The organism is Oceanobacter kriegii DSM 6294 (genome assembly GCF_000422845.1).
GTDB classification, from domain to species: Bacteria; Pseudomonadota; Gammaproteobacteria; order Pseudomonadales; family Oceanobacteraceae; genus Oceanobacter; species Oceanobacter kriegii.
Map to the genome: position 1 here is coordinate 82,209 of NZ_AUGV01000017.1, position 22,893 is coordinate 105,101.

Genomic DNA, 22,893 nt, shown 5'->3' on the forward strand with positions numbered 1-22,893 from the left:
TGCTCAACTATCAATTGTTTGGGCTTACTCTGGATTTGCGGCTTTCCGCTGTCTGTACGCCTTTGAAGTCCATTCGATGATTCAGGGTCCTGCATTCTGTTATGCGCGCCCTGGGGTTCTCTGGCGTTTGCCAGCTATCAGATTCTCTGCAATAGCTCTTGGCCGCCAAGCCGAATCATCGACTTAGCTTTTCCAGCAGGTTTGCGTAGCGCGTTGCTTCGGATCGAGCTGCTGCAAGTGCTTGCTGGTGTTCTTGTTCGCGAAGCTGCTGCTGGCTTTGCAGTTGTTCCAGTGTGGTTTGAAGTTGCTGCCGCAAGGCGTTTGCGTTTTGCAGTTCAGTGGCCTGGCGTTGCTTGTCACCCTGGATATCGCTCAAGGCGTTCTCGCGTTCATTTAATTGTTTTTGCTGTTGCGCCAGCTCACGCTCAAACGCCGCTCGCTGTTCCTGCAGGTGTTTTTCATGCTGATCATTCAGCTCATTGCGTTGCTGATTCAGGGCGACTTCTTTGGCTGCTGTCTGCTGGCTCTGTAGCTCTTGCAACTCGTATTTGTGCACTGATTGCTGCTGTTGCAGTTGTTGGTTCAGGCTGGCTATTTGCTGTTCAAAGCGGCTGCGCTCATCTTGTCGGTCCTTGGCCATACTGTCCTGATAATGCTCAAACTGCTCGCGGACGGTTTTGTTTTCCTGTTTGAGCTCCTGCTGCGCCTGGCGGCTTTCATACAGCTGTCCGGATACCTCACTGAGTTTCACCTCAAGCCGCGTGTTTTCCAGTGTCAGCTGGTTGTGTTGCTGTTCCAGTGTCTCAATGCGTTGATCTGACACTTCAATTCGGTGTGTTGCGGCCTCCAGCTCGCCATTTAGCTTGTCGCGTTCGCTCTGTGCGGCGTTCAGTTGCTCTGTTAAGGCCTGTTTTTCCTCTTCAAATGCCCGCTTGGCATCTTCGGTGGATTGTTCTGCTTGCTGTGTCAGGTAGGCATTCAGCGCTTCAACGGCGCTCAGTACATCCTGATTGAGGCTGCTATTGGTGGTGTTTTCTTCAGTTTGCTGGCTTCGCCACTGTTTCAGCATGGGGCCTATGGTGCTTTTACTGCCGGTGCCAAGCTGCTCGCGCACCCGGTCTACCGTGGGCTCCAGCCCATTGTTGGTGATGATTTCTGCGGCTTTTGCCACTTGCTCAAAGCGTATTCCCGGGCGCGCCATGGGATCTTCCTGTAACGTATTACGTAATATGTAATGTAAGTGTAATTGTGCTTTCTGATATTGGCAATCAAGGATAAAAATAACCTTCGATAATTATTGTTATCGAAGGTTATAATGGCATTTAACCCTTTAAGAGAATGATCCCGGTACACTATTCGTGTCGAAACCGGGATTGAAGCTGGGCTAAGGGACGGAATTGAAGGATTGAATCTGAGTGGTGAAAATTCGATGAGTCGTTATTTGAGTGAGGCGCGCCCTGCTGAGCTTGTGCGATCTGGCTACAGCGAGGACGAAAAAGCAAAGCTTGATGCGTTTCTGGCGTCGGCGACGTCTGAAAATACACGGCGCAGTTATCGCTCGGCCATTCGGCAATACCAGCGTTCTGGCGGACCGCTGCCTGCAACGGCGGACGATATTGTGCGGTATTTGTTGCTGACATCGGAGCGCTACCGAGTGGCGACCCTGCAATTGCATTTGAGCGCCCTCTCCGCCTGGCACGCCTTTCAGGGTGTGGTTGACCCGGTGGTGTCAGCCCCTGTTCGTCAGGTTCTGAAAGGCATCAAGCGCAGTAACGGTCAGCCGCAACAGAAAGCGCCGCCATTGCGGTTACAGCAGCTGGGTAAAATCTGCCACTCAATGACTGCCAATGGCGGGCAGCCTGGAAAGCTATCATCCGTTAGGGATAAGGCATTGCTGTTGCTGGGCTTTCTTGGGGCCTTTCGGCGCAGTGAGCTGGTTGCCATTGATGTGTCCGACTTGAGTTTTGTTACCGATGGTTTGGAAATTCGCATTCGGCACTCCAAAACCGACCAGACCGGCCAAGGACTGGTAAAAGCCATTCCGGCGACCGCTGGCGAGCTGTGCGCGGTAACGGCTGTGAGGGATTGGCTATCGGTGGCTGGGATTGAAAGTGGCGCGGTTTTTCGCCCGGTGAATCAATGGCAGCAGCTGTCTGAAAATCGTCTGACTCCATCGGCTGTGAATCAAATTCTGAAGCGTGCCTGCACAAAAGCCGGTGTTGATGACGCATTGCAGTTTAGTGGTCATAGTTTGCGTCGTGGCCTGGCAACCGAGGCGGCCAGATCCGGCGCATCGTTTGAGGCGATTCGCAAACAAGGCGGCTGGAAAAACGACACGACTGTGCGTGGCTATATAGAAGAAGGCAGTCGCTTCAAGGATAACGTGGTATCGATCTTGTTCGACCTGAATCAGGAACATCAGGCATGAGCTTGCAGCGTGTTTTAAACACACCCCCTACTCCATTTTTTGACAATCTGAATCATCTGGCGAGCCCGTTGACGGATGCTCGTACCATTCTGGATCGCCAGCCGCAGCTGCGTAACGTGCCAGGTGCCTTTGAGGATCTGGTTCACACGCTGGGGTTTCTGGTCAGTTTTAACGGCTCCACCGCGACGTTTAACAGCTATCGGCGCGAGGCCGAACGTCTGTTGCAATGGAGCTTTCTGGTTCGGGAAGCCTGCTTGCATGATTTAAAACGCGCCGATCTGGAAGACTACATTCGTTTTTGTCAGTCACCGCCGGCGGCCTGGATTGGTACGGCGCAGTTGGCCCGTTTCAAAAGCCAGCAAGGCGAGCGCGTACCCAACGAAAAGTGGCGGCCGTTTGTGATTCAGCCAGACAAGGCGTCGCTGACCGAACAGCGTCCGGATGCATTTGCGCTGTCGCAAAAAAGCCTGCAATCCTTGTTTGCTGTGCTGTCGTCGTATTTCAATTTTCTGATTCAGGAAGACTATCTGGAAGGCAATCCAATCGCGCTGATTCGGCAGAAAAGCAAGTTCTTACAGCGTCATGCCTACTCGGAGCCGGTGCGGCGCATCTCCAATTTGCAGTGGGATTACGTGCTGGAAACCATTGAGTTGATGGCAAAAGACAACCCGGTCGAGCATGAGCGATCGCTGTTTATCATGCGCTGCCTGTTTGCCATGTATCTGCGTATTTCGGAACTTGTGGCTGACGAGCGTTCGACGCCGGTCATGGGTGATTTCCAGAAGGATATGGATGGTAACTGGTGGCTGCGCGTTGTAGGTAAAGGCAACAAGGCCCGAATGGTTACAGTGTCGGATGACATGCTGGCGGCGCTGAAGCGATATCGCAGTTTTCTGGGCTTATCTGAACTCCCTCATGCGGGCGAGCAAACGCCATTGGTGCCCAAGCTGCGAGGTCGTGGCCCTGTAACCAGTACACGTCAGATTCGGTATTTAGTGCAGTATTGCTTCGATCGAACGTTAGAGAGAATGCGTCAGGATGGGCTTGAGCGGGATGCGGAAGAATTGAAAGTGGCGACGGTTCACTGGTTGCGCCATACCGGAATTTCCGAGGATGTTAAGCATCGACCTAAAGAGCACGTCAGGGAGGATGCCGGACATGCCAGCCTGGCCACAACGGACCGTTATATTGATACAGAAATGCGTGAACGACACGCCAGTGCGCGTAACAAAAAACTCAAGCCGGACTACTAACTCGGCTTGATGGTTTCACGCTTAGTGCATGTACTGACCGCCGTTGGCAGAAATGTTGGCACCGGTAATGAAACCGTTTTCGTCAGATGCCAGGAAGCTCACCACGCGAGCAATCTCTTCCGGAGCGCCGAAGCGACCAACAGGAATGCTCTTGCGGATGGTTTCGCGAATTTCTTCCGGAACATCCATGATCATGCTGGTAGCAATGTAGCCTGGGGACACAGTGTTGACTGTGATGCCTTTGGAAGCAACTTCCTGGGCGACGGCTTTGGTGAAGCCGTACATGCCAGCCTTGGCGGCTGAATAGTTGGCCTGGCCGAACTGGCCTTTTTCACCATTGATGGATGAGATGTTAACGATGCGGCCCCATTTCTTCTCGAGCATGTCGTTAATCACCAGGCGGGTCATAAAGAACACAGACGTCAGGTTGGTTGCGATGACGTCATGCCACATATCTGGCGTCATTTTCTTCAGAGTGGTGTCGCGGGTGATGCCACCGTTGTTCACCAGAATATCCACTGGACCGAAGTCCTTGCGAATATTGTCGATACACGCTTCGCAAGACGCCCAGTCGGTAATGTTACCGAACGCCAGTGCGATGTCGTAACCTTCCTTGGACAGTTCTTCCTGCCATGCCTGGGCTTTCTCGTGCTTGCCGCCCGAGTAATAGCCAGCCACTACCTGATAACCGTCATCGTGCAATTTCTTACAGATTGCAGTACCGATACCACCTGTTCCTCCGGTAACCAATGCAACACGTTTAGACATACATCCACTCCTTTTGCTTTTGCGGTAAGTAGGCTTGAGAACCCTCTGAAAAACCCTGCACGGCTCTACCCGTGCCCTGCAGGTCGTTAGAACAAGGCGGCGACTGCAGTGGAATGGCTGGCCCTTTCCAAATTCGCCAACACTGTTCTGGCGGCCTGCGGGGATGGCAGGGCATTGCTGACTCTGTGTCGCTGATTTTTGACTTGACTCGTCAGGCCTGCAAATCAGCTTCGTGATTCAGCTTCGCCCTGTCATCCAGAGCGGGCACCGGATTTTTCAGTGAGTCCCTAGCTTCATATCTTGATATGACATCTGCATTACCCAGTCCAGCTAATAATTGTCAGATTGTCGAGTCCTTCATTGACTGGCCTGAATGAACACCACCTTACACCCATTCGGGTGAAGCCTGTCGCAGGCTGCGTTATAATCCGCGACCTTTTTGATCTGACCCCGTTTTTAATCATGAAGTTTGTCATCAAGCTATTCCCTGAAATCACCATCAAATCCAAGTCGGTTCGCAAGCAATTGACCAAAATTCTGCGCGCCAATTTGCGTACGCTGTCCAAGAAGCACGGCGTATCGGCCGACGTTCAGGATCGCTGGGATAGTTTGGTGATCGCCGTTAACGTCGTTGACGAAAGTGAACGTGAATCCATTCATCGCCGCATGGTGCAGATCCTGTCGCACACTCCGGGTATCGGCTATTCGCTGGAAATCGACGAACACCCGTTCGAGACATTGGATCAGGCCTATCAGTTGGTTCGCGAAGCCAATCGTGAGGTGCTGAAAGGCAAGAGTTTCTGTGTTCGGGTCAAGCGTGCGGGACAGCACGATTTCACCTCGCATCAGGCTGAAATCTACATGGGCGGCGGTCTGCTGAAAGAAACTGAAGCGGCTTCGGTTTCACTCAAGAACCCGGAAGTGGTTGTGCATGTTGAAATTCGCAACGACAAGGTGCACGTGGTCAAGCAGCGCATTCAGGGCTTGGGTGGCTTCCCTCTGGGCAGCCAGGGTGAGATCGTTTCCTTGATCTCGGGTGGCTTTGACTCGACGGTGGCCAGCTACCTGTTGACCCGTCGTGGTCTGAAGACTCACTTCTGCTTTTTCAATTTGGGCGGCAGTGCCCATGAGATTGGTGTGAAGCAAGTGGCCCACTACATCTGGTCTTGCTATGGCGAAAGCCACCGGGTGAAGTTCGTGACTGTGCCGTTTGAAAAGGTCGTTACCGAGATCCTGACCAAGGTTGATAACGGCCACATGGGGGTTGTGCTCAAGCGTATGATGATGCGCGCGGCGTCCCGTATTGCCGACAAAATGGGCGTGCCAGCCATTGCAACCGGTGAGGCCGTTGCCCAGGTTGCCAGCCAGACCATTTCCAATCTGGCGGTGATTGATCGCGCTGCCGACTGCATGGTGCTGCGCCCGCTTTCCACCATGGACAAGCAGGACATCATTGCTATCTCACGTCGTATTGGTACTGAGTCATTTGCAGCCAGTATGCCGGAGTATTGCGGCGTGATTTCTGTTAACCCGTTGACCAAGGGTGATCTGGCCAAAACCGAGCAGGCCGAACAGGCGTTCGATATGCAAGTGCTGGAAGACGCTCTGTATGAATCGAAAATTCAGCGCATTGACGAAGTGCTGGCGGAAGCCGAATCCGGTCTCGAAGACGTTGCGCAGCTGGATGCCCCTGCACTGGCGGATGTGATTATTGATATTCGCCATCCGAACGAGGTTGAGGAGGTGGCGCTGGAATTGTCCAATAACGAGGTCAAGACGATTCCGTTTTACGAACTGGATAGCCGTCTGGGCGAGTTGGATGTGAGTGGCGAGCAGCGTTACCTGCTGTACTGCCAGAAAGGCACCATGAGCAAAATTCACGCGCACCATCTGAATGAGAAGTACCCGGGTGTGTTTGCGGTGTTTGTAGAGCCTAACGGCTGATACTTGGAATTAGCGCAGCGGTGAGTCGTGCTTGCTGTTGCGTTCCGCTTAAGTGTTAACCGCACGCAACAAGCAGTAGAAACAAAACAGGCCGCTAATCAGCGGCCTGTTTTGTTTAGGGTTTTGCTCAGAGACGGTTAAGGCCGTTCAGGGCAGCAACCCGGTAGGCTTCAGCCATGGTTGGGTAGTTGAAGGTGTTGTTGATGAAGTACTTCATCGTGTTGCCTTCGCCTTCCTGGTTCATGATGGCCTGGCCGATGTGAACAATCTCGGCCGCCTGGTCACCAAAGCAGTGAATGCCCAGAATCTCCAGTGTCTGACGGTGGAACAGCACTTTCAGCATGCCCACGCCTTCGTTGGTGATTTGTGCACGAGCGATGTTTTTGAAGAATGCCTGCCCTACTTCGTAAGGAATTTTTTCTTCCGTCAACTGGCGCTCGGTTTTACCCACCGAGGAAATTTCCGGGATGGTGTAAATACCGGTTGGTACGGAATCCACGTAGTGGAAGTCTTCCGGATTGGCAATGATGGACGCCGCGGCACGGCCCTGGTCGTATGCGGCAGATGCCAGTGCTGGCCAGCCAATTACATCACCAATGGCATAGATGTTCTGTACGCAGGTGCGGTATTCCTTGTCGACATCGATCTGGCCGCGGGAGTTGGTTTCGATACCAACGTTTTCGAGTCCCAGATCCTTGGTGTTGCCGCTGCGACCAGCTGCCCACAGGAAGGCATCAGCCTTCACTTTTTTGCCAGAGGCCATGGTCATGGTGACATAACGCTCGTTGGCTTCTACCGAGTCGAACTGCTCGCTGTGACGAATCAGAGCACCCTTGTCTCGCAGGTGGTAACTCAAGGCGTCGGAAATCTCGTCGTCGAGGAAGTTCAGCAGGCGATCACCAGGGTGAATCAGATCCACCTTAACGCCCAGACCCGAGAAGATGGAGGCGTATTCACAGCCAATCACGCCAGCACCGTAAATGATGATGGTGCGCGGGGTGTGAGACAGGGTCAGGATGGTGTCGGAATCGTAAATACGTGGGTGGTTAAAGTCGATGTTGCTTGGACGCCAAGGGCTGGAGCCGGTCGCAATGATGATCTCATCGGCGTGCAGGCGGGTGTTGGTCATGTTGCCCTGGTATACGTCGACCGAGTTGCCATCGGCGAAACGAGCTTTGCCGTTATACACGGTGATACGGTTGCGGCCGTAGTACTCGGTACGCATCTTCACTTGCTTGCCGATGACTTTCTCGGCGCTTTTCAACACCTGTGGGAAAGAGAACCAGCGTGGCTCACCAATCTCACGGAACATATTGTTGGTGTTGAACTGGATGATTTGCTTCACGGCGTGACGCAGGGCCTTGGATGGAATGGTGCCCCAATGGGTACAGTTACCGCCGACCAGTTTTTTGTCTTCCACCATGGCTACTTTCTTGCCGTGCTTGGCTGCGTTCATTGCGGCGCCTTCCCCTGCCGGGCCAGCGCCAATAATGACGACGTCGTAGCGGTAATCTGCCATATAGTTACTCCATCTCCAGTCTGAGTGTTCTCGGGCTCTTTTTAATTGTATAGGCGAAAAGAAGTTTTACTTCTCGTCGCTGGTTGCATCGTAAAACAGGGATGCATCAGCCTTTTCGGCTGCTTTTTTACTTTCTTTGTCACATTTCTTCTTGTCACCGCCGCAGACATCGCAAGCGGACTCCATGCCTACGGCGGCCATGCCACCACAGGAACCGGAAATAGGTTTGCCACCCATCAATACGCCAACGGCCATGGCGGCAATAATCAGCAGCATGGTGGCGAATACGATCAGCATAATGGTCATGATTTCTCTCCTCTTCGCTTATTGCACGGCATGCGGGAAGCGACGTTTAAATTCATCGGAAGCAACCGCTGTAAAGCCAGTGTCTGTACGAACAATAGCATAGGCGGCCAATTGGTATTGGTTTGCGAGGCGCATGGCGTTATCCGGGCCTGCCACATTCAGGGCCGTTGCCCAGGCATCGGCCATGCCGCATTGTTTGTGGATCACGGTTACCGACGCCAGTCGATGGGTAATCGGATAGCCGGTTGCCGGGTCGATGGTGTGCGAATAGCGCACACCATTTTCTTCGAAATAGTTGCGATAGTCACCTGAGGTTGCCAGGCCGGCATCGCCGGGTTCAACAATCAGTTGTACTTCCCGGTCCATTGCGTCCAGTGCCGGGCGCTCTATGGCTACACGCCAGTTGGAACCGTCTGGCTTTTGACCGCGGGTACGCAGTTCGCCGCCTACTTCCACCAGATAGGAATGGATGCCCTGCTGTTCCAGCAGGTTGGCCAGTTGGTCGACGCCCCAGCCTTTGGCGACGGCAGACAGGTCGATGTACAGCGGCTTGTCGGTCGACAGTTGGTCGCCGTTCAGGTGAATGGCGTCGGAGCCGATTTCGGACAGCAGTTGGTCTACTTCTTCCTGTGGCAGGCGTTCATCCAGGTGCTTGCCAGGGCCAAATCCCCAGGCGTTGACCAGTGGGCCTACGGTCACGTCGAAACGGTGTTCGCTTTTCTGATACACCTCCAGTGCATCACGCAGGACTTCAGCCAGGTCGTCCGAAATGGTTTCGTTGGCCAGTGGCGCTTGCTGCTGGTTCAGCAGGGACAGTTCGGAGGTTGGGTCGTAAGTCGACATGGCCTTGTTGATGGCAACCAGTCGTGCATCGATCAGGGTCTGGATTTTTTCAGAATCGGCGTCATCGCCTACCCAGCTGATGTGGTATTGCGTGCCCATGGTCGGGCCTGCGATTTTGACGACGTCCGGCGTTTTGTCGCAGCCGGAAAGGATAAAAAGTGCTACCAGAACGACCGATAGATATTTGAACATGTGACCCCCTTGAATGGCGCGCCAGTATACAGAAGTTGCCACCCGTAAGCACGACAAGGACTTGTGCATTGATAAGCTTAATGCCAAAAAGTTGGCTTGTTGCCAGTGTGCTTTTCGACCAATTGATAAGGGCTGTTGGCGTTTTGAACAAACTGCCGTTATATCCTTAGAAGAAAGGGTTACAAGAAATATCTTTATGCCTATAAGTGAATGCAGTTTGTCGCGGTACAATTCGATGATCACAGGAGAATGCCATGTCTGAAAATTTGTCGAATGAAATGCTTGAAATGATCGCCCAGCGCTTTCGTTTGCTGTCCGATCCCATGCGCTTGCGGATTCTTCATGAATTACAGCAAGGGGAAAAATCCGTCACGCAGCTGGTTGAAGCCACGGGTGCCTCGCAGCCGAATGTGTCCAAGCATTTATCGACCCTGAAAACCCATGGCATGGTGAACCGTCGCCAGTCTGGCAACATGGCCTACTTCAGTATTGGTGCCCCTTTTGTTTTTGATCTTTGCACCATTGTTTGTGATGGCATGCGCAAGGAATGGACGGAAAAACAGGCAGTGCTGGGAGATGTGCTGGGCACGCTGTGAAGAACGCTGTGCGCGTCTTGATAGCTGCCGATGGCTGCCAGGCCAGTGGACATAAAAAAACGGAGCAAAGGCTCCGTTTTTTTATGTTTGTCGTTTCGGCAGACTAAAAGCTCAATGGCTCAGTCACTGCTGGAGCGCCAGTAGTCACGGCCGGAGTGGCTGCTTTGATGTACTTGTCCCAATTGCTGCCAGGTTTCCAGTACTGAGCGAAACTGCTCTTTTGGAATGCGAATGTCGTCGACGGCGTGGGCGTCCGGGTTGCGCTCCAGCAGCTTGCGGCGCACGGTATCAGAAATAATCGCTTCCAGACTGCCACGAATGCGATCTTCGCTGGTGTCTGATGCGAACGAGCTTTGTAGTGCTCGATACAGCTGATCCAGCTTTGCTGGCAGTGCCAGCTCTTCTCTTGAGAGATTGCCGCCCTGATAAACCTTGGCTTGCACCAACAGGTTGATGGTCTTGCGGTTCAGTTCAAGTCGCTCACGCGGCGAAAGCTGCGAAGAGGTAGCGGCCTTCTTTGATGGTGTCGTTGGTACGCTAGCGGGTGCCGCCTTGGCTGCGGGTTCGGCTCGAACCCAACCCGGCCCAAAGTCCGGATTGTTTGGATTGACGGTGGCTTTCACCAAAGCGGTCAGTTCATCGCGAAGGTGCCACAGCTTGTAGCCAACCTGCTGGGTAACCAGTTGGTAGAACCCTCGCAGGCGGGTCTGATCGGCATCCAGATTGTTGCCGGATGGTGGATTCTTCAGGAATGCGTACACCGGAATGTCTAACGTGCGAGCGTGCACATATTCGCGATGAAGGGCGCTGATGCCAGTTTGCGACACCTGGCCGTAATCGTTACCAACCAGCAGCACAAACACGTCTGCCAGTTCGATTTGTTGGCGGGCGAAATCCCAATCGTAGGCAAGCCCTTCCCGCGGGCAGGCAAAGCCCACATTGGTCATGCCTTGGCGTGCCAGAACGCGTTCGACTTCGTAGCGTTCAAGTTCCAGACCATCCATATTGGATGCCAGATACACCATGTGGCGTTGAGTTGCTGGCATTCTCAGTTACACCAATCCCAAAATTGTCAAAAAAAGCCCAAGGGCGTCACTATACCAGTGACGCGACGCTCAAAACATAGAAAATTCCGCCCATCGTCAGCATAGACCCCAGTGTGGTCACCGCAATGGCGTTGGCAGTCAGTACGTGGTTGGCTCCCATGGCTCGTGCCATCACAAAGGCGGCAGCGGCGGTCGGGCTGGCCAGCATCAGCGCCACTACACCCAATTCAATGCCTCGAATACCGACCAATAGCGCCACGCCAACCGTGGCAATGGGCAGCACAACCAGCTTCAATGCGGCGATTTGCATGGTCATGCTGTTGGCTCGTTTAAGGGCCTGGAAGTCCAGCGTGCCGCCAACGGCGATCAATGCCAGTGGCAGTGTCATCTGGCCCAGGCTTTGAGCGGCATTGCCGACGGCTTTGGGCAACTCCCAGGAAAAAATACTGAACGGCAAGGCCAGCAAAATGGCAATGATCAGCGGATTTTTGGCAATCATGGTCAGCTGGCCACCCCAGTTTACCCCCTGACCGCGGGCCAGAATCACCACCGACATCAGGTTGTACATGGGCACACCAATGGCAAGCACCAGCGCGCCAATCTGGGTGCCTTCGTCACCAAAGGCATACACCACGGTAGAGATACCGACGATGCCCAGATTGGATCGGAACGACGACTGTACAAAAGCCGATACGTCTTCAGACTTGATGCCCGACAGGTGTGCCCAGCCATAGCAGATAAAGCAGCTGACAATGATAGCGGCGGCGACAAACCCCATCAGTTCAAAGTGGGTGCCGCTGCCAAAATGCACTTTGGAAATAGCCAGAAAGACCAGTGTTGGCAGTGTCAGGTTGAAAACCAGTCGCGAGCCGACGTTCAAAAAGTGGTCGTCGATCATATTTTTCTTTTTCAGAAAAACGCCGAGTACAACCAGTAAGAATACGGGAAGGATGATTTCTGCAGTAAAAACAAGCGATTGCCAATACATCTGAAAGTAAATTCCAATTTAGAGGCAGCACTGAGCGTGCTGGAGTGGCTAATATTCAGGCACAGTTTCTGGTAGTCTTGCGCCAATTAAACCCATGCATGAGTCGATCATGACCCGAGTAAAAAAAACCCGCTCACTGAAACGTATTCATAACGTTAAAACGGGCAACAAATCCAAGCTGAAGAAGCAGGCGCCAGACCGTCAGAACGGCAAGCGCGTGAAGAATCGCACCAAGTCCGTGTTCGAGAAGTTTCTGGATGACAATCCGCAAGCCAAAGATCAACTGAATCAGGAACAGCTGCAACAACAAGCAGTCAAATCTGAACAGAAGGAAGTTAGCGCGAAGGATACACCAGAGCCAAGAGTGCGCGAAGAGAAAGAGCGTTCCCTGCTGGAGCAACTGGAAAGCAAGGACTTTAAAGACATCTACTAATGCCACATTGCCCTGCTTTGAACTTGCATCTTGAATGCTATCCAGCCGTCCCTGAGCATGTCAGCATGCCGTGGGATGCAGCTGATGAATATCTGGTTGAGACTCTTCCTGCTGACCAACGCTGCCTGATCATCAATGATCGATACGGGGCATTGGCTTGCGCCTTGCCTGGTGGTGTCAGCTATGTCGAGAACGCGTCTGCGCGTTATGCCGCCGAGCAAAACGCCCAGCGTAACGACATTGACGGTTTGCAATTCACCACCGTCATAGACGCGGCTGCGCTGGAAGCGTCCGCGGATCTTAACGCGGTGGTCGTTCGCATTCCGAAAAACTTTGATCAGCTGCACTACTGGCTGTGGCTATGCCAGCAAGCATTGCCCGTTGGCACGCCAATCTGGCTGGCCGGCATGAGCAAGCACATTCCAGTGAAGTGGTTGAACTGGCTGGAAGCCAATGCCGATGGCTACCAGCAGCTCAAGCAACAGCGCAAGGCGCGTTTGCTGAAAATCAGTAACAGTACGCGACTGCCAAAACCGGCTCTCGATAAAGGCTATACCCTTGACGATGTCCGGCTGACTGCTCTGCCCGGCGTATTTGGTCGCGCCAATCTCGACCCTGGTGCCCGTTTCCTGATTGATACGCTCAAACAGCTCCCTGAACTGCTGGAAGCCGAAGCCGGCACTGTGTGTGATTTGGGCTGTGGTAACGGCGTGCTGGGTAACTGGCTGGCGCGCAACAACGCCAACCTGACCATGATTCAGACAGACGACCACTGGCCGTCGGTTGAGTCGGCTCGCGCCAATGCCATCGTTGCCGGTGTCGATATCACGGTACACCACGGCGATTGCCTTGAGCATGTGTCGGGCAATCTGGATCTGGTGTTGTGTAACCCGCCTTTCCACGATGGTCACAAGCAGCTGGATAACATTGCTCGCAACATGTTCGAGCAAAGCGCGGCCAAGCTGGCTGACGACGGCCAGCTGATTGTGGTGGCCAATCGTCACCTGAAATACAAGCCGGCCTTGAGCGCGTTGTTTGGCAGCGTTGAGCAATTGGCAGGTGATACCAAATTCAATGTCTGGCTGGCGGCTAACCCCAAGCGCCAGGCTGATCGGAGCAATGGATGAAACTTGATAACTCAGTCGCCCGCAGTGCCTGGTATTTGGCGATTGCCCGCATCAATCAGCCTCATGTGGCGCTGTTTGCTGAAGGCGATGACAGTAATGGTGCTGATATCTCAACGTTCACCAAGCTGATGAACAAGCAAACGGCGTTTCTGCGCGGTGAGCTGAAGTCACGGGATAACCTGATGCGGTTTTTCAACGACTTCAGTGAATGGCGCAACGAGCTGGAGCTGGATGACGACTCACTGGGTGATGCCATCGTTGATCTGACACTGTCGGCGCTGTATGCCTCTGTGGAGTCGGTGTTTGACCCGGAAAGTGACGATGTTGAGTTGCTGAACGACTTCGTTGTTCGTTGCCAGGATGAAATGGTTGAGCTCGACAGCGATTACGCCGGCTTGAAGGACTATTTTGGCGATATTCAGCAGGAGTTTGCCGACCAGTTTGGCGCTGTGCGCCAGATTCCGGTTGGTAAAGCCTACTTTGATTGGCTGAAAGAGCTGGATGTCAGCTTGTTTGGTCTGGAAGCCTGAGGCTCTCTTGATCTGAATCAGGGTTCTGGTGCGGCGAATCAGTAGTATTCGCCGATTTTTCACGCCGGAGCCCTACCATGAAAACCGAACTGCTCTCCCCTGCGGGCACTTTCAAAAACATGGAATACGCATTTGCCTATGGTGCGGATGCCGTATACGCCGGTCAGCCTCGCTACAGCCTCCGCGTCCGCAACAACGACTTTAATCTGCAAAACCTTGGCAAAGGCATTGCTCGCGCTCATGAGCTCGGCAAACAGTTCTACGTTGCCAGCAATATTGCTCCGCACAACGCCAAAGTGGCGACCTACATGCGCGATATCCAGCCTGTGATTGAAATGAATCCGGACGCTCTGATCATGTCCGACCCGGGCTTGATCATGATGGTGAAGGACAAATGGCCAGATCAGGAGATTCACCTGTCGGTGCAGGCCAATGTGGTCAACTATGCCTCGGTGGAGTTCTGGCGTCGTCAGGGTGTCAGTCGCATCATTCTGTCCCGCGAACTGTCGCTGGACGAAATCTCTGAAATCAAACAGCGCTGCCCGGAAATGGAGCTGGAAGTGTTTGTGCATGGCGCGCTGTGCATCGCCTATTCTGGCCGCTGCCTGCTGTCGGGCTACATGAACCACAGAGATCCCAATCAGGGCACCTGTACCAACGCCTGTCGCTGGAAATACGACGCTCATGAAGCCACTGAAACCATGAGTGGTGATGTGATCCCGGTGGGGGCGCAAGAATTTGATCCGGCAACTGTTCCGGCAACCGATCCCTTAATCATGCCGGCTGGTCATGCTGGCAAGCCGGAACCTACGCTCGGCCAGGGTGAAACCACCGACAAGATTGTACTGTTGCAGGAGGCATCGCGCCCGAACGAATACATGCCGGCATTTGAAGACGAACACGGCACCTACATCATGAACTCCCGTGATTTGCGCGCCATTCAGCATGTGCAGAATCTGGTCAAGGCCGGTGTTGACTCACTCAAGATTGAGGGCCGCACCAAGTCCCATTACTACGTAGCGCGGACAGCTCAGGCGTATCGTCAGGCGGTCGATGACGCCGTGCGTGGCAAGGATTTTGACCGCAACCTGATGGATGTTCTCGAAAATATGTCCAATCGTGGTTACACCGAAGGCTTCTTCCGCCGTCACGTCCATGATGAATACCAGAACTACGAGCGCGGCAACTCCACCAGTACGGCGCAGCAGTTTGTCGGCGAAGTGACCGGCGTGGTGGATGGTTTGATGCGGGTTGAGGTGAAAAATCGCTTTGAAGTTGGTGACTCAGTCGAGCTGATGACCCGTTCGGGCAATCATGTGTATACGCTAGAGCGCATTCAGGGCCTTAACGGCCAGGCTCGTGAGGATGCGCCGGGTTCCGGCTTTGTGGTTGATCTGGATATTCCGCCGGGGGTATCTGCCTCTGATCTGGATAAAGCCATGCTGATTCGCAACCTGTCCCAAGAACCAGCTGCTTAATCATGCGTGCTTGGCGTACCTGATGTGTTGCGAGATAAAGAACCGGATTCGCCATCAAATGGCAATCCGGCTAAGATGGCGGCCTTTCCCGTCGCCCAGCCATGAGTAGTGCCGTTCGTATGATTGAAGAACACATCCTGTATCAGGACGAAGCCATCATTATCCTCAACAAGCCATCCGGTCTGCTCAGTGTGCCCGGCTTGTACAACAAGGATTCCGCCTTTGGTCGCCTGGAGGCGCTGGTGGACGAACTGCATATCATTCATCGCCTCGACAAAGACACCTCGGGCCTGATTGTGTACGGCCGTACCAAAAAAGACCTGACGGCTATCCAGCAGCAGTTTGAGAAGCAAACCACCCGCAAGGTGTACGAAGCCCGTGTGACCGGCAAGGTAAAGGGCAATCAGGGCACCATCAATATGCCGATCATTGTGGATTGGCCTAACCGCCCGCTACAGAAGATTTCCCACACGGAAGGCCGTTACGCGCTGACCCGTTGGAAAAAGCTGGCGGAAGAACTGGTGGTTGCGGAGTCAGGGGCTGAGGAGATTGTGACTCGTATGGAGCTCTACCCCAAGACCGGCCGCTCCCATCAGCTGCGCTTGCACATGCTGAACATTGGTCACCCTATTGTTGGTGATCCGTTCTACAGCAAGGATTACGACGAAAGCCAAACCCCGACCATGCACCTGCACGCGCGGGAATTGTCATTCAATCATCCTCGTACCGGTGAGCGAATGGATATGGTGTGTCCGCCGCCGTTTTGAAGCGGTTATTCGCCTGATGCGTTAAAAACCAAAAGCCTGGCAAATGCCGGGCTTTGTGTTTGATCTTGGGGTTCCTGGGGTTCTTAGGGACCCTAGAGAATAACGCCGGCTTTTCGACCCAGCTGCCAGCGCAGGAAATATTTCAGCGCAAACAGGTAGGCAATAAAAAACACCAGACCCAGAACGGCAATGGCTGCGGCAATGCCGCCGAACACAACCGGTGCTCGCATCACCGTGGCCATCAGTGAATCCTGATAATAGAAAAACCACTCATGGTCTTCCGGGAAAATATGTACGTGCAGGAAGTAGAAAACTTCCAATGGCCCTATCAGCATGACGACGGCAAAACTGCCGGCAATCAGCAACAGCAACAGCCCCGCCTGAATACGCCACTGTGGCGTCAGCTTGAGTCTGGCCAGCAGCACTGTGCCTGTCAGTGCAATGGCTGCGGCAACCCAGGCGGTAATACGCAATACGTCGATCAGATTGGCAACATCCTGCAGGTGAACAACTTCCGGTTGGCGAAGTAGCGTGATGCTGCGGCCACGGAAGTCATAGCGAATGTCTTCCAACCCCTCGCCGTGCTGGTGAATGGCTTCACTGATGTCGTTAAACAAGCGAATGTGCTGCTCTGGCGGCAGTTCCTGTAAGCCCGGCTTGTAGCGATTCTGTGGGCCATAACGGTCAATATGGGCTTCGATTTCGTAAAAATCGTACCAATGGTCAAAACCGTAGTGCACCTTGGCGAGGCTGAACCAGCCTGCGCTGATGCAGGCAATCAGTGCGGAAATCAATACCAGCATCCAAGCGGTTTGTTGGGCTATACGCAAACGCCACTCTCCAGAAAGTCCCGAACAGCTCTGATAACGCCGTCACAATAGCGGCTGTCCAGATGTAAATGATGATGGCCGGCAAGGCCAACGGATTTGGCCGTGGGGATCGAGTCTGCCATGGCTTGAAATGTGTCAGCTCGAAACAGCCCGCCATCTGCATGAATCGCCAGCGTTGGCGTACAGATCTGTTTGGCAAAGCTGGTGGCCATGTCGGGGGTTAGTCGAACGGCAGAGGGTAGCCTTAAAGCCGGGTCCATGCGCCAGACAACGTTTGTATCGCCGTTGGTTTGGCTGTCGTTTGATGTGTCTGTGGCTGTCTTGAGGTTTCTTTCCACCAACGGACGCATGCTGTCAGCTTCAATGTCGGGGCTGCTTTTCAGTCTTGCAGCCAGAGCTGCCTCGGCGCCTGGGTGGCGACGAAACGGTTTCAGTCGTTTGCGGGCTTCCATTGCCTTACGGAAGTTGTCGGCCGCGGCTTCCCCAGGATTGGTCATGGGGAGTACGGCGTCGATCAAGGTCAGGGACTGCAATTCAGCGGTTAAAGTTGGAGCGGCCAGAACGGCCGATGCAGCACCCATGGAGTGACCAATGATATGGACTTTGCGACCCAGCCTGTCGATAAATTCGATCAGTGTCTGAGGGTAAGCCCAGATCGGGTAATCAGCCCGCCAGTCAGACAGACCATGCCCTGGCCAGTCCAAGGCGATGCAGTGAAAGTCGGCTGCCAGCGCGGGTGCCAGCCGATGAAAGCTGGCTGCGTTGTCGAGCCAGCCGTGCAGCATCAACACGGTGGGCTTATTGTCAGCCCCTTCTGTTCCCCACTCCAAAGTGGCCAGAGACTGCCCCGCCAGTTTGTACGTGCGACTGACCGGGTAAGAGCCTGTGGCTGCTTGGGTGGTTGTTGTCGTATTTGCTGTAGAGCGAATCGCTGAAGAAGTCATAGCATCCCGATGGCGGGATGTCAGAATCCCGCTTGCGCCTGATGTTCCAGTGCAGGATACCAGACCGCAGAAACATCCATACAGCCAGATGCTGCAATCTCGCCCTCCAATATCCAACACTCCGCCGGCGACCATGGCTGATCAAAAACCTGACCTTCGGTCAGCGCTGCGGCCAAGCGGCCTACCAGTGGTAAGTGGGATACCAGAATCAGATCGCGTTGCTGGTGAACCAGCAGCTCAAGGATGGACTGGACGTCGGAGGATGGCGTCAGGGTGTTTTGGTCGGATTGCGCCAGTGGTGAGCCATGCTGTTCAAAGCCGGCGTTGATGTTGGCGGCGGTTTGTTGTGCTCTGAAATAGGGGCTGACCCACATTTCGGCATCATTCCATGATTGCTTTGCGAGCCAGCGGCCAGCGGCCGCTGCCTCGTTGGATCCCTGCTCTGTGAGACCACGGCTGATGTCGTCGAGGCTACCAACGACGGCCGAGCCGTGTCTGACAATACAAAGTTTCACGGGAATGCCCTTTTATTCAGGGGCATCCTCGGTGTCCGGGGTTTCCTTGTTGGCGGGAGCTTCCGGCCAATCCGAAAAAGGAAATGGCTTGTCATTGGAAACACCTGTCAGGAAATGGGTCACCTGCTGGTAATAAATACCCAGCGAATAACAGAAGCCAGCGAGGCTTTTGTTGGGTTCGCCGGAGATCAGCTGGCTGACCCACTGAACCAGCGTGGCCAGCAACAGCACCAGATCGAGGATGCGGGATATCAATACAAAGATGACGGTGTAAATGGTGCGAATCCAGAAGGAATCCGACGTTACGTTGCTGCGGAAATCACCAGACATGCAGACTCTCCTTATCAGATTTCATGTTTGGCCAGAGCAAATTCAACATCGGATGCAGCTTCACCTGTCATCAAACCTTGTGCAACTGCACGAGGATCGGCGCCGTTGAACAAACATTCATACGCGCCCATCACCAGAGGCATATAGATACCCCACTCTGCAGCTTTTGCCCTGACATAACGCAAGGTATTAACACCTTCCGCCACTTCGCCCAGCTCTTCTACTGCCTGGTCGAGGTTTTTGCCACTGCCAATCGCATAGCCAACACGGTAGTTGCGGCTTAGCGGCGACATGCAGGTTACCACCAGATCGCCAACCCCAGCCAGACCGAGGAAGGTCATCGGGTTGGCCCCCATGGCTTCGGCAAAGCGACTCATTTCAGCCAGTGATCGGGTGATGATCATGGCTTTGGTGTTTTCGCCCATGCCCAGTGCAGCGACAAAGCCGGAGGCAATGGCGTAGATATTTTTCAGGGCGCCACCGAGTTCAACGCCGAACACGTCGTTAGCGGCGTATACGCGGAAATAATCGCAGCTGAGTACGTCCTGAATATTGCGGCGCAACTCACTGTCTTCGCTGGCAAACACGGTCGCTGCCAGCTCTTTGCGGGCGATTTCCTTGGCCAGATTGGGGCCGCTGAGTACGCCAATCGGGTTATCCGGGAAGACCTCCCGAATGACCTGGCTCATCAGCAGGAATTTTTCCGGTTCAATGCCTTTGGTGGTGCTGACCAGCGCCTGACGCTTGTCGACCAGATGGGCAAAGCTGCTGATAACGTCTCGTACGTGCTTGCTGGGCACGGAGACAAAGATCACATCGGCTCCGCTGACGGCGGATTCAATGTCGGTGGTGGCCTGCAAGTTGGCGTTCAGCTGAACGCCTGGCAGGTATTGTTCGTTGAGGTTCTGGTTGGAAATGCTGTCAGCGATTTCCTGGTTGCGCATCCACTGTACGGCTTCGACGTTATTGTCGGCCAGAATGTTTGCGACGACGGTGCCAAAACTGCCGCCACCGATAATGGCTGCTTTTCGGATCCCCACTGTTTCCTCCGGGTATGCTCTGGTTGCGTCAGGCTTGCCTGCTGCATTCCAGGGTTTCAACCAATTCGCTGAATGTATTGCGATTGGAATCGTTAAGGTCCATCAGTGCCTTGTGTGCAGAGATGATCTGTTCGCGGGCTTCGTCTTCGTCGATGGTGTCATCGGCCCACTCACGGAATTCAGACGCATCCTGCAGGGGTTCTTCAACGATATGGAAAACCATGTCGAAGCCCATGCTCATCAGGATGCGGGTGATGCTCGGGTCCGGAGAAAAGATCGTCGGCGTGATGCTGAACTTTTCCCGGCTGAGAATGGAAATCTTCGCCAGCTGCCCCAGTGAGGTGCTGTCAACCCCTTCGGCATCTGAAAGATCGATGGTGACGTTATCAAAGTTGCCTTTGCTCACCACCTGGCGAATGTACTTGTCGAATGCGGTGCACAGGTTCAGGCGTACATCGCCCAGCAGGCGAATAACCTGCACGCCATCGTGTTGTGCTACCTGGATGTGTCCGGCTGTCATAGCTCACCTCGACCAATTACTACCATGGCAATGTCATCTGGCACTTCGTTATCGGAGTCCAGATTGAGCTTTTGGGTTAGACCGTCCAGGTCACCTGATTCGGATTCGATCAGTTCCAGCAGGCAGGCTTCTTTTTCAGCCAGCGCGCTTTGTTGCATGATTTCAAGAATGCCGTCAGAGAACATAAGAATACGATATTCCTGTGGGAGTTCCATTGTTCGGGTCTTGAACTCGGCTTCCGGAAAGAGGCCAACGGCCATACCGCGGCCTTCAATGTATTGAGCACCATCAGGCGTCAGCAGTACCGGCATTGGCAAATGCCCTCCTGTACTGTAGCTCAGTGTGCCGGTTTCACGGTCGATAATGCCGTAAAACATGGTCAGATGCTTATCCAGTCCGGTGGCCAGCAGCTCCGAGTTGATGCGGTCCAGCACCCTGGATGGATAAAGCAGGTCGTCACTTGAGCCGCGATGGAAATTACGGCGCAGGCGATAGGTCAAATTCTTCAGCAGAACCGTAACGAATGCCGAAGAGGCTCCGTGGCCGGACACGTCAGCGATGTAGAAAATCAGCTGGTTGTCGTCAAGCTCGAAGAAATCGAGGAAGTCGCCGCTGAGCAGCAGTGACGGGAACAGGCGGTGTTCGCAGTGATATTCGCCCGCATCCAACGGGTCGGGCAGCATGCGCATTTGAATCTGGCGGCCAGCGAGCTGGTCTTTGCGCAGTTCGTCAAGGCCACGCTTCAGCTCGGCGTTGTTGCGCTCGAGGTGCTGGCGATAAGCCTGATTTTCCTGTTCCAGACGGGTGCGCTCGAGAGCACGGGTGATCGAGTGATGCAGCACTTCCAGATCGAGGATGGGCTTGACCAGAAAATCCGACGCACCCAGGCGCAGAGCCTTGACGACATCGTCCATCACGCCGGCGCCCGACACTACAATGACGGGCAAGGAAGGCTGGCGGTCGCGCACTTGCTCGAGCCACTCAATACCACTGACACCAGGCATGCGCAGATCGCACACCGCAATGTCTACGGCTGTTTGTTCCAGTACTTCCCAGGCATTGTTGGCTGAAGTGGCAGTAGCGACTTCGTAGTCATAGTCGACCAAAAACGCGGCAATACTCTCGCGGACGGTTGGGTCGTCATCAATGACCAGCACAGTTGCGGTCATTCACATCTCCGGACTATACGATTGCAAAGAAACCCGTAAACCACACGGGGGAACGAATGCGCGTTATGGATGCCGGTGTATCGGGTCGGCATCCTGTACCTTTCACGCTGTAATTGTGCGAACACTAACGCCTACTCAACTCCCATGCAATGGCGAATTCTGATGAATTTCGGCCGCTGGTGGCTATACTTTATTCTGTGTTCAATAAATGAACTGCCGGAGGGCTGTATGCATCACTCGGAAAAAAGGGATTTCATTCGCGTCACGGTTGAGACAAACGCAGAGCTGACGGTGGCTGGTACGGTGTATGCGATGAAGTGTGTGGACCTTTCGACCACCGGGGCGCGGTTGATTGCGGCAACGCCGACCAGTCTGGGGATTGACCAGAAAGGCACCCTGGTGATTGAGAGTGGTGGCGGCCCAACCGCGCCTTTGCAAGCGGAAGTGACCATCATTCGGATGGCTGAGACGGAAAAAGGCGAAGAAGTCGCCGTGCATTTTGACACGCTGACTTGATCATTTAATCGGGTTCTTTTGCGGACTTACCCGGAGAGCCCCAGGCTTAAACAAAAAAAGCGACCGTCACTGAGTGACCGTCGCTTTTTATATATTGACTGAAAACGTCAGGACTTACTTGAAGTACGCGTTATCGGTAACTGTGTGGTCGGTTTCGTCGCGGACAGCCTGAACTTCCGGGATTTTGGCAACCATGGTGGCTTCAACGCCATCTTTCAGTGTCATATCCACTGCGCTGCAACCCTGGCAGCCGCCGCCGAATTTGAGGATGGCAAGCCCTTCTTCCGCGATGAACTCGACCAGGCTTACTTCACCGCCATGGGAGGCCAGCCCCGGGTTGATCTCGGTGTACAGCAGGTAGTTGATGCGCTCTTCTACGGGGCTTTCATCGGTTACTTTAGGCATTTTGGCGTTTGGCGCCTTGATGGTCAGCTGGCCGCCCATCTTGTCTTTGGCAAAGTCGATGGTGGCTTCTTCGAGGTACGGAATGCTCATGGCTTCGACAAACACCTTGAGTTTTTCCATTTGCTGGATCTTGTCTGACTCATTCACCTCTTCCGGGCGGCAGTACGCCAGACAGGTTTCTGCGTAGCGGGTGCCAGGCTGGGTGATAAAAACACGCACCGCCATGCCTTCGACGTTCTGCTTGGAAAGCAGGTCGGCAAGGTATGTTTCAGCGTCTGCGGTGATGGTCAGATACTCGGTCATAAATGCTAATCCTCAAAACTTGGGTTCATTGTATCGGATGGGGGCGACCTACGAAATACCCAACTAATTTGCTTGGAAAAGACAAGGTGTATCCCCTCTGGTA

25 protein-coding genes are annotated in these 22,893 nt (G+C 53.9%); 10 read left to right on the top strand and 15 right to left on the bottom strand.

The window, feature by feature from the left end:
- Positions 1-175: 175 nt before the first annotated feature.
- A complete protein-coding gene (locus tag G516_RS23905; protein ID WP_051219211.1) occupies positions 176-1,201 on the bottom strand; it encodes a DNA-binding protein in 1,026 nt (341 codons plus the stop codon).
- A gap of 228 nt (positions 1,202-1,429) precedes the next feature.
- Between G516_RS23905 and G516_RS0109875 the strand changes: the two genes are divergently transcribed.
- Together G516_RS0109875 and G516_RS0109880 are read left to right on the top strand one after the other, a co-directional pair.
- Positions 1,430-2,428, top strand: coding sequence for a tyrosine-type recombinase/integrase (locus G516_RS0109875; RefSeq protein WP_028293517.1), 999 nt, complete (start codon positions 1,430-1,432; stop codon positions 2,426-2,428).
- Positions 2,429-2,496: 68 nt separating this feature from the next.
- A complete protein-coding gene (locus G516_RS0109880) occupies positions 2,497-3,681 on the top strand; it encodes a tyrosine-type recombinase/integrase (protein ID WP_245582645.1) in 1,185 nt (394 codons plus the stop codon).
- Positions 3,682-3,702: 21 nt separating this feature from the next.
- Here G516_RS0109880 and phbB read toward each other — a convergent pair whose 3' ends face one another.
- Positions 3,703-4,449, bottom strand: coding sequence for an acetoacetyl-CoA reductase (gene phbB / locus G516_RS0109885; RefSeq protein ID WP_028293519.1), 747 nt, complete (start codon positions 4,447-4,449; stop codon positions 3,703-3,705).
- A gap of 462 nt (positions 4,450-4,911) precedes the next feature.
- Here phbB and thiI point away from each other — a divergent pair, with 462 nt between their 5' ends.
- Positions 4,912-6,393: a tRNA uracil 4-sulfurtransferase ThiI gene (gene thiI / locus G516_RS0109890; protein ID WP_036535690.1), complete on the top strand. Its 1,482-nt coding sequence runs from the start codon at positions 4,912-4,914 to the stop codon at positions 6,391-6,393.
- A gap of 127 nt (positions 6,394-6,520) precedes the next feature.
- Here thiI and sthA read toward each other — a convergent pair whose 3' ends face one another.
- The 3 genes from sthA to G516_RS0109905 all read right to left on the bottom strand — a co-directional run bounded on the left by sthA (position 6,521) and on the right by G516_RS0109905 (position 9,253).
- Positions 6,521-7,912 (bottom strand): Si-specific NAD(P)(+) transhydrogenase, encoded by a 1,392-nt coding sequence (sthA, locus tag G516_RS0109895; RefSeq protein WP_028293521.1) that lies wholly within the window; start codon positions 7,910-7,912, stop codon positions 6,521-6,523.
- Between the two features lie 66 nt (positions 7,913-7,978).
- Positions 7,979-8,218, bottom strand: a complete 240-nt coding sequence (gene nqrM / locus G516_RS0109900; RefSeq protein ID WP_028293522.1) for a (Na+)-NQR maturation NqrM — start codon at positions 8,216-8,218, stop codon at positions 7,979-7,981.
- A gap of 18 nt (positions 8,219-8,236) precedes the next feature.
- Entirely contained in the window at positions 8,237-9,253 is a 1,017-nt protein-coding gene (locus G516_RS0109905) for an FAD:protein FMN transferase (protein WP_028293523.1), read from the bottom strand.
- Positions 9,254-9,507: 254 nt separating this feature from the next.
- Between G516_RS0109905 and G516_RS0109910 the strand changes: the two genes are divergently transcribed.
- Positions 9,508-9,849: an ArsR/SmtB family transcription factor gene (locus tag G516_RS0109910; RefSeq protein ID WP_028293524.1), complete on the top strand. Its 342-nt coding sequence runs from the start codon at positions 9,508-9,510 to the stop codon at positions 9,847-9,849.
- A 119-nt stretch (positions 9,850-9,968) separates the two neighbouring features.
- Here G516_RS0109910 and G516_RS0109915 read toward each other — a convergent pair whose 3' ends face one another.
- Positions 9,969-10,895, bottom strand: a complete 927-nt coding sequence (locus G516_RS0109915; protein WP_084644981.1) for a DUF4062 domain-containing protein — start codon at positions 10,893-10,895, stop codon at positions 9,969-9,971.
- 49 nt (positions 10,896-10,944) lie between these two features.
- Entirely contained in the window at positions 10,945-11,883 is a 939-nt protein-coding gene (locus G516_RS0109920) for an AEC family transporter (RefSeq protein ID WP_036535694.1), read from the bottom strand.
- A 109-nt stretch (positions 11,884-11,992) separates the two neighbouring features.
- Between G516_RS0109920 and G516_RS0109925 the strand changes: the two genes are divergently transcribed.
- From G516_RS0109925 to G516_RS0109945, 5 genes are all read left to right on the top strand, one after another.
- Complete coding sequence (locus tag G516_RS0109925) at positions 11,993-12,316, top strand: hypothetical protein (protein WP_156879009.1); 324 nt, start codon at positions 11,993-11,995, stop codon at positions 12,314-12,316.
- Between the two features lie 65 nt (positions 12,317-12,381).
- Positions 12,382-13,443, top strand: a complete 1,062-nt coding sequence (locus tag G516_RS0109930) for a methyltransferase (RefSeq protein WP_028293528.1) — start codon at positions 12,382-12,384, stop codon at positions 13,441-13,443.
- Complete coding sequence (locus tag G516_RS0109935) at positions 13,440-13,973, top strand: hypothetical protein (protein WP_028293529.1); 534 nt, start codon at positions 13,440-13,442, stop codon at positions 13,971-13,973. The genes G516_RS0109930 and G516_RS0109935 overlap by 4 nt, the downstream gene beginning before the upstream one ends.
- A gap of 77 nt (positions 13,974-14,050) precedes the next feature.
- Entirely contained in the window at positions 14,051-15,451 is a 1,401-nt protein-coding gene (trhP, locus tag G516_RS0109940; RefSeq protein WP_028293530.1) for a prephenate-dependent tRNA uridine(34) hydroxylase TrhP, read from the top strand.
- Positions 15,452-15,552: 101 nt separating this feature from the next.
- Positions 15,553-16,218 (top strand): RluA family pseudouridine synthase, encoded by a 666-nt coding sequence (locus tag G516_RS0109945; protein WP_211225092.1) that lies wholly within the window; start codon positions 15,553-15,555, stop codon positions 16,216-16,218.
- Between the two features lie 92 nt (positions 16,219-16,310).
- Here G516_RS0109945 and G516_RS21915 read toward each other — a convergent pair whose 3' ends face one another.
- The 7 genes from G516_RS21915 to G516_RS0109980 are packed head-to-tail and all read right to left on the bottom strand — an operon-like array spanning position 16,311 to position 21,566.
- The gene (locus G516_RS21915; protein WP_051219215.1) at positions 16,311-17,048 is read right to left on the bottom strand and encodes a lipoprotein intramolecular transacylase Lit; all 738 of its coding nucleotides are present in this window, start codon (positions 17,046-17,048) and stop codon (positions 16,311-16,313) included.
- Positions 17,039-17,992, bottom strand: coding sequence for an alpha/beta fold hydrolase (locus tag G516_RS23910; protein WP_169449521.1), 954 nt, complete (start codon positions 17,990-17,992; stop codon positions 17,039-17,041). The genes G516_RS21915 and G516_RS23910 overlap by 10 nt, the downstream gene beginning before the upstream one ends.
- Before the next feature lie 20 nt (positions 17,993-18,012).
- A complete protein-coding gene (sixA, locus tag G516_RS21925) occupies positions 18,013-18,507 on the bottom strand; it encodes a phosphohistidine phosphatase SixA (RefSeq protein WP_169449522.1) in 495 nt (164 codons plus the stop codon).
- 12 nt (positions 18,508-18,519) lie between these two features.
- Positions 18,520-18,837, bottom strand: a complete 318-nt coding sequence (locus tag G516_RS21930) for a DUF4389 domain-containing protein (RefSeq protein ID WP_036535768.1) — start codon at positions 18,835-18,837, stop codon at positions 18,520-18,522.
- Between the two features lie 14 nt (positions 18,838-18,851).
- Positions 18,852-19,877, bottom strand: coding sequence for an NAD(P)H-dependent glycerol-3-phosphate dehydrogenase (locus G516_RS0109970; protein ID WP_028293532.1), 1,026 nt, complete (start codon positions 19,875-19,877; stop codon positions 18,852-18,854).
- A gap of 28 nt (positions 19,878-19,905) precedes the next feature.
- Entirely contained in the window at positions 19,906-20,397 is a 492-nt protein-coding gene (locus G516_RS0109975; RefSeq protein ID WP_028293533.1) for an STAS domain-containing protein, read from the bottom strand.
- The gene (locus G516_RS0109980; RefSeq protein WP_028293534.1) at positions 20,394-21,566 is read right to left on the bottom strand and encodes a PP2C family protein-serine/threonine phosphatase; all 1,173 of its coding nucleotides are present in this window, start codon (positions 21,564-21,566) and stop codon (positions 20,394-20,396) included. The genes G516_RS0109975 and G516_RS0109980 overlap by 4 nt, the downstream gene beginning before the upstream one ends.
- Before the next feature lie 228 nt (positions 21,567-21,794).
- On the opposite strand from G516_RS0109980, the gene G516_RS24865 reads away from it, so the two are divergent.
- Positions 21,795-22,082, top strand: coding sequence for a PilZ domain-containing protein (locus G516_RS24865; protein ID WP_036535700.1), 288 nt, complete (start codon positions 21,795-21,797; stop codon positions 22,080-22,082).
- 114 nt (positions 22,083-22,196) lie between these two features.
- Here G516_RS24865 and nfuA read toward each other — a convergent pair whose 3' ends face one another.
- Positions 22,197-22,790, bottom strand: coding sequence for a Fe-S biogenesis protein NfuA (gene nfuA, locus G516_RS0109990; RefSeq protein WP_028293535.1), 594 nt, complete (start codon positions 22,788-22,790; stop codon positions 22,197-22,199).
- Between the last annotated feature and the right edge of the window lie 103 nt (positions 22,791-22,893).

Coding starts and splice junctions, on each gene's coding strand:
- G516_RS23905 (WP_051219211.1), bottom strand. CDS start 1,201: ATGGCGCGCCCGGGAATACGCTTTGAGCAAGTGGCAAAAGCCGCAGAA.
- G516_RS0109875 (WP_028293517.1), top strand. CDS start 1,430: ATGAGTCGTTATTTGAGTGAGGCGCGCCCTGCTGAGCTTGTGCGATCT.
- phbB (WP_028293519.1), bottom strand. CDS start 4,449: ATGTCTAAACGTGTTGCATTGGTTACCGGAGGAACAGGTGGTATCGGT.
- thiI (WP_036535690.1), top strand. CDS start 4,912: ATGAAGTTTGTCATCAAGCTATTCCCTGAAATCACCATCAAATCCAAG.
- sthA (WP_028293521.1), bottom strand. CDS start 7,912: ATGGCAGATTACCGCTACGACGTCGTCATTATTGGCGCTGGCCCGGCA.
- nqrM (WP_028293522.1), bottom strand. CDS start 8,218: ATGACCATTATGCTGATCGTATTCGCCACCATGCTGCTGATTATTGCC.
- G516_RS0109905 (WP_028293523.1), bottom strand. CDS start 9,253: ATGTTCAAATATCTATCGGTCGTTCTGGTAGCACTTTTTATCCTTTCC.
- G516_RS0109910 (WP_028293524.1), top strand. CDS start 9,508: ATGTCTGAAAATTTGTCGAATGAAATGCTTGAAATGATCGCCCAGCGC.
- G516_RS0109915 (WP_084644981.1), bottom strand. CDS start 10,895: ATGCCAGCAACTCAACGCCACATGGTGTATCTGGCATCCAATATGGAT.
- G516_RS0109920 (WP_036535694.1), bottom strand. CDS start 11,883: ATGTATTGGCAATCGCTTGTTTTTACTGCAGAAATCATCCTTCCCGTA.
- G516_RS0109925 (WP_156879009.1), top strand. CDS start 11,993: ATGACCCGAGTAAAAAAAACCCGCTCACTGAAACGTATTCATAACGTT.
- G516_RS0109930 (WP_028293528.1), top strand. CDS start 12,382: ATGCCGTGGGATGCAGCTGATGAATATCTGGTTGAGACTCTTCCTGCT.
- G516_RS0109935 (WP_028293529.1), top strand. CDS start 13,440: ATGAAACTTGATAACTCAGTCGCCCGCAGTGCCTGGTATTTGGCGATT.
- trhP (WP_028293530.1), top strand. CDS start 14,051: ATGAAAACCGAACTGCTCTCCCCTGCGGGCACTTTCAAAAACATGGAA.
- G516_RS0109945 (WP_211225092.1), top strand. CDS start 15,553: ATGAGTAGTGCCGTTCGTATGATTGAAGAACACATCCTGTATCAGGAC.
- G516_RS23910 (WP_169449521.1), bottom strand. CDS start 17,992: ATGACTTCTTCAGCGATTCGCTCTACAGCAAATACGACAACAACCACC.
- G516_RS21930 (WP_036535768.1), bottom strand. CDS start 18,837: ATGTCTGGTGATTTCCGCAGCAACGTAACGTCGGATTCCTTCTGGATT.
- G516_RS0109975 (WP_028293533.1), bottom strand. CDS start 20,397: ATGACAGCCGGACACATCCAGGTAGCACAACACGATGGCGTGCAGGTT.
- G516_RS0109980 (WP_028293534.1), bottom strand. CDS start 21,566: ATGACCGCAACTGTGCTGGTCATTGATGACGACCCAACCGTCCGCGAG.
- G516_RS24865 (WP_036535700.1), top strand. CDS start 21,795: ATGCATCACTCGGAAAAAAGGGATTTCATTCGCGTCACGGTTGAGACA.
- nfuA (WP_028293535.1), bottom strand. CDS start 22,790: ATGACCGAGTATCTGACCATCACCGCAGACGCTGAAACATACCTTGCC.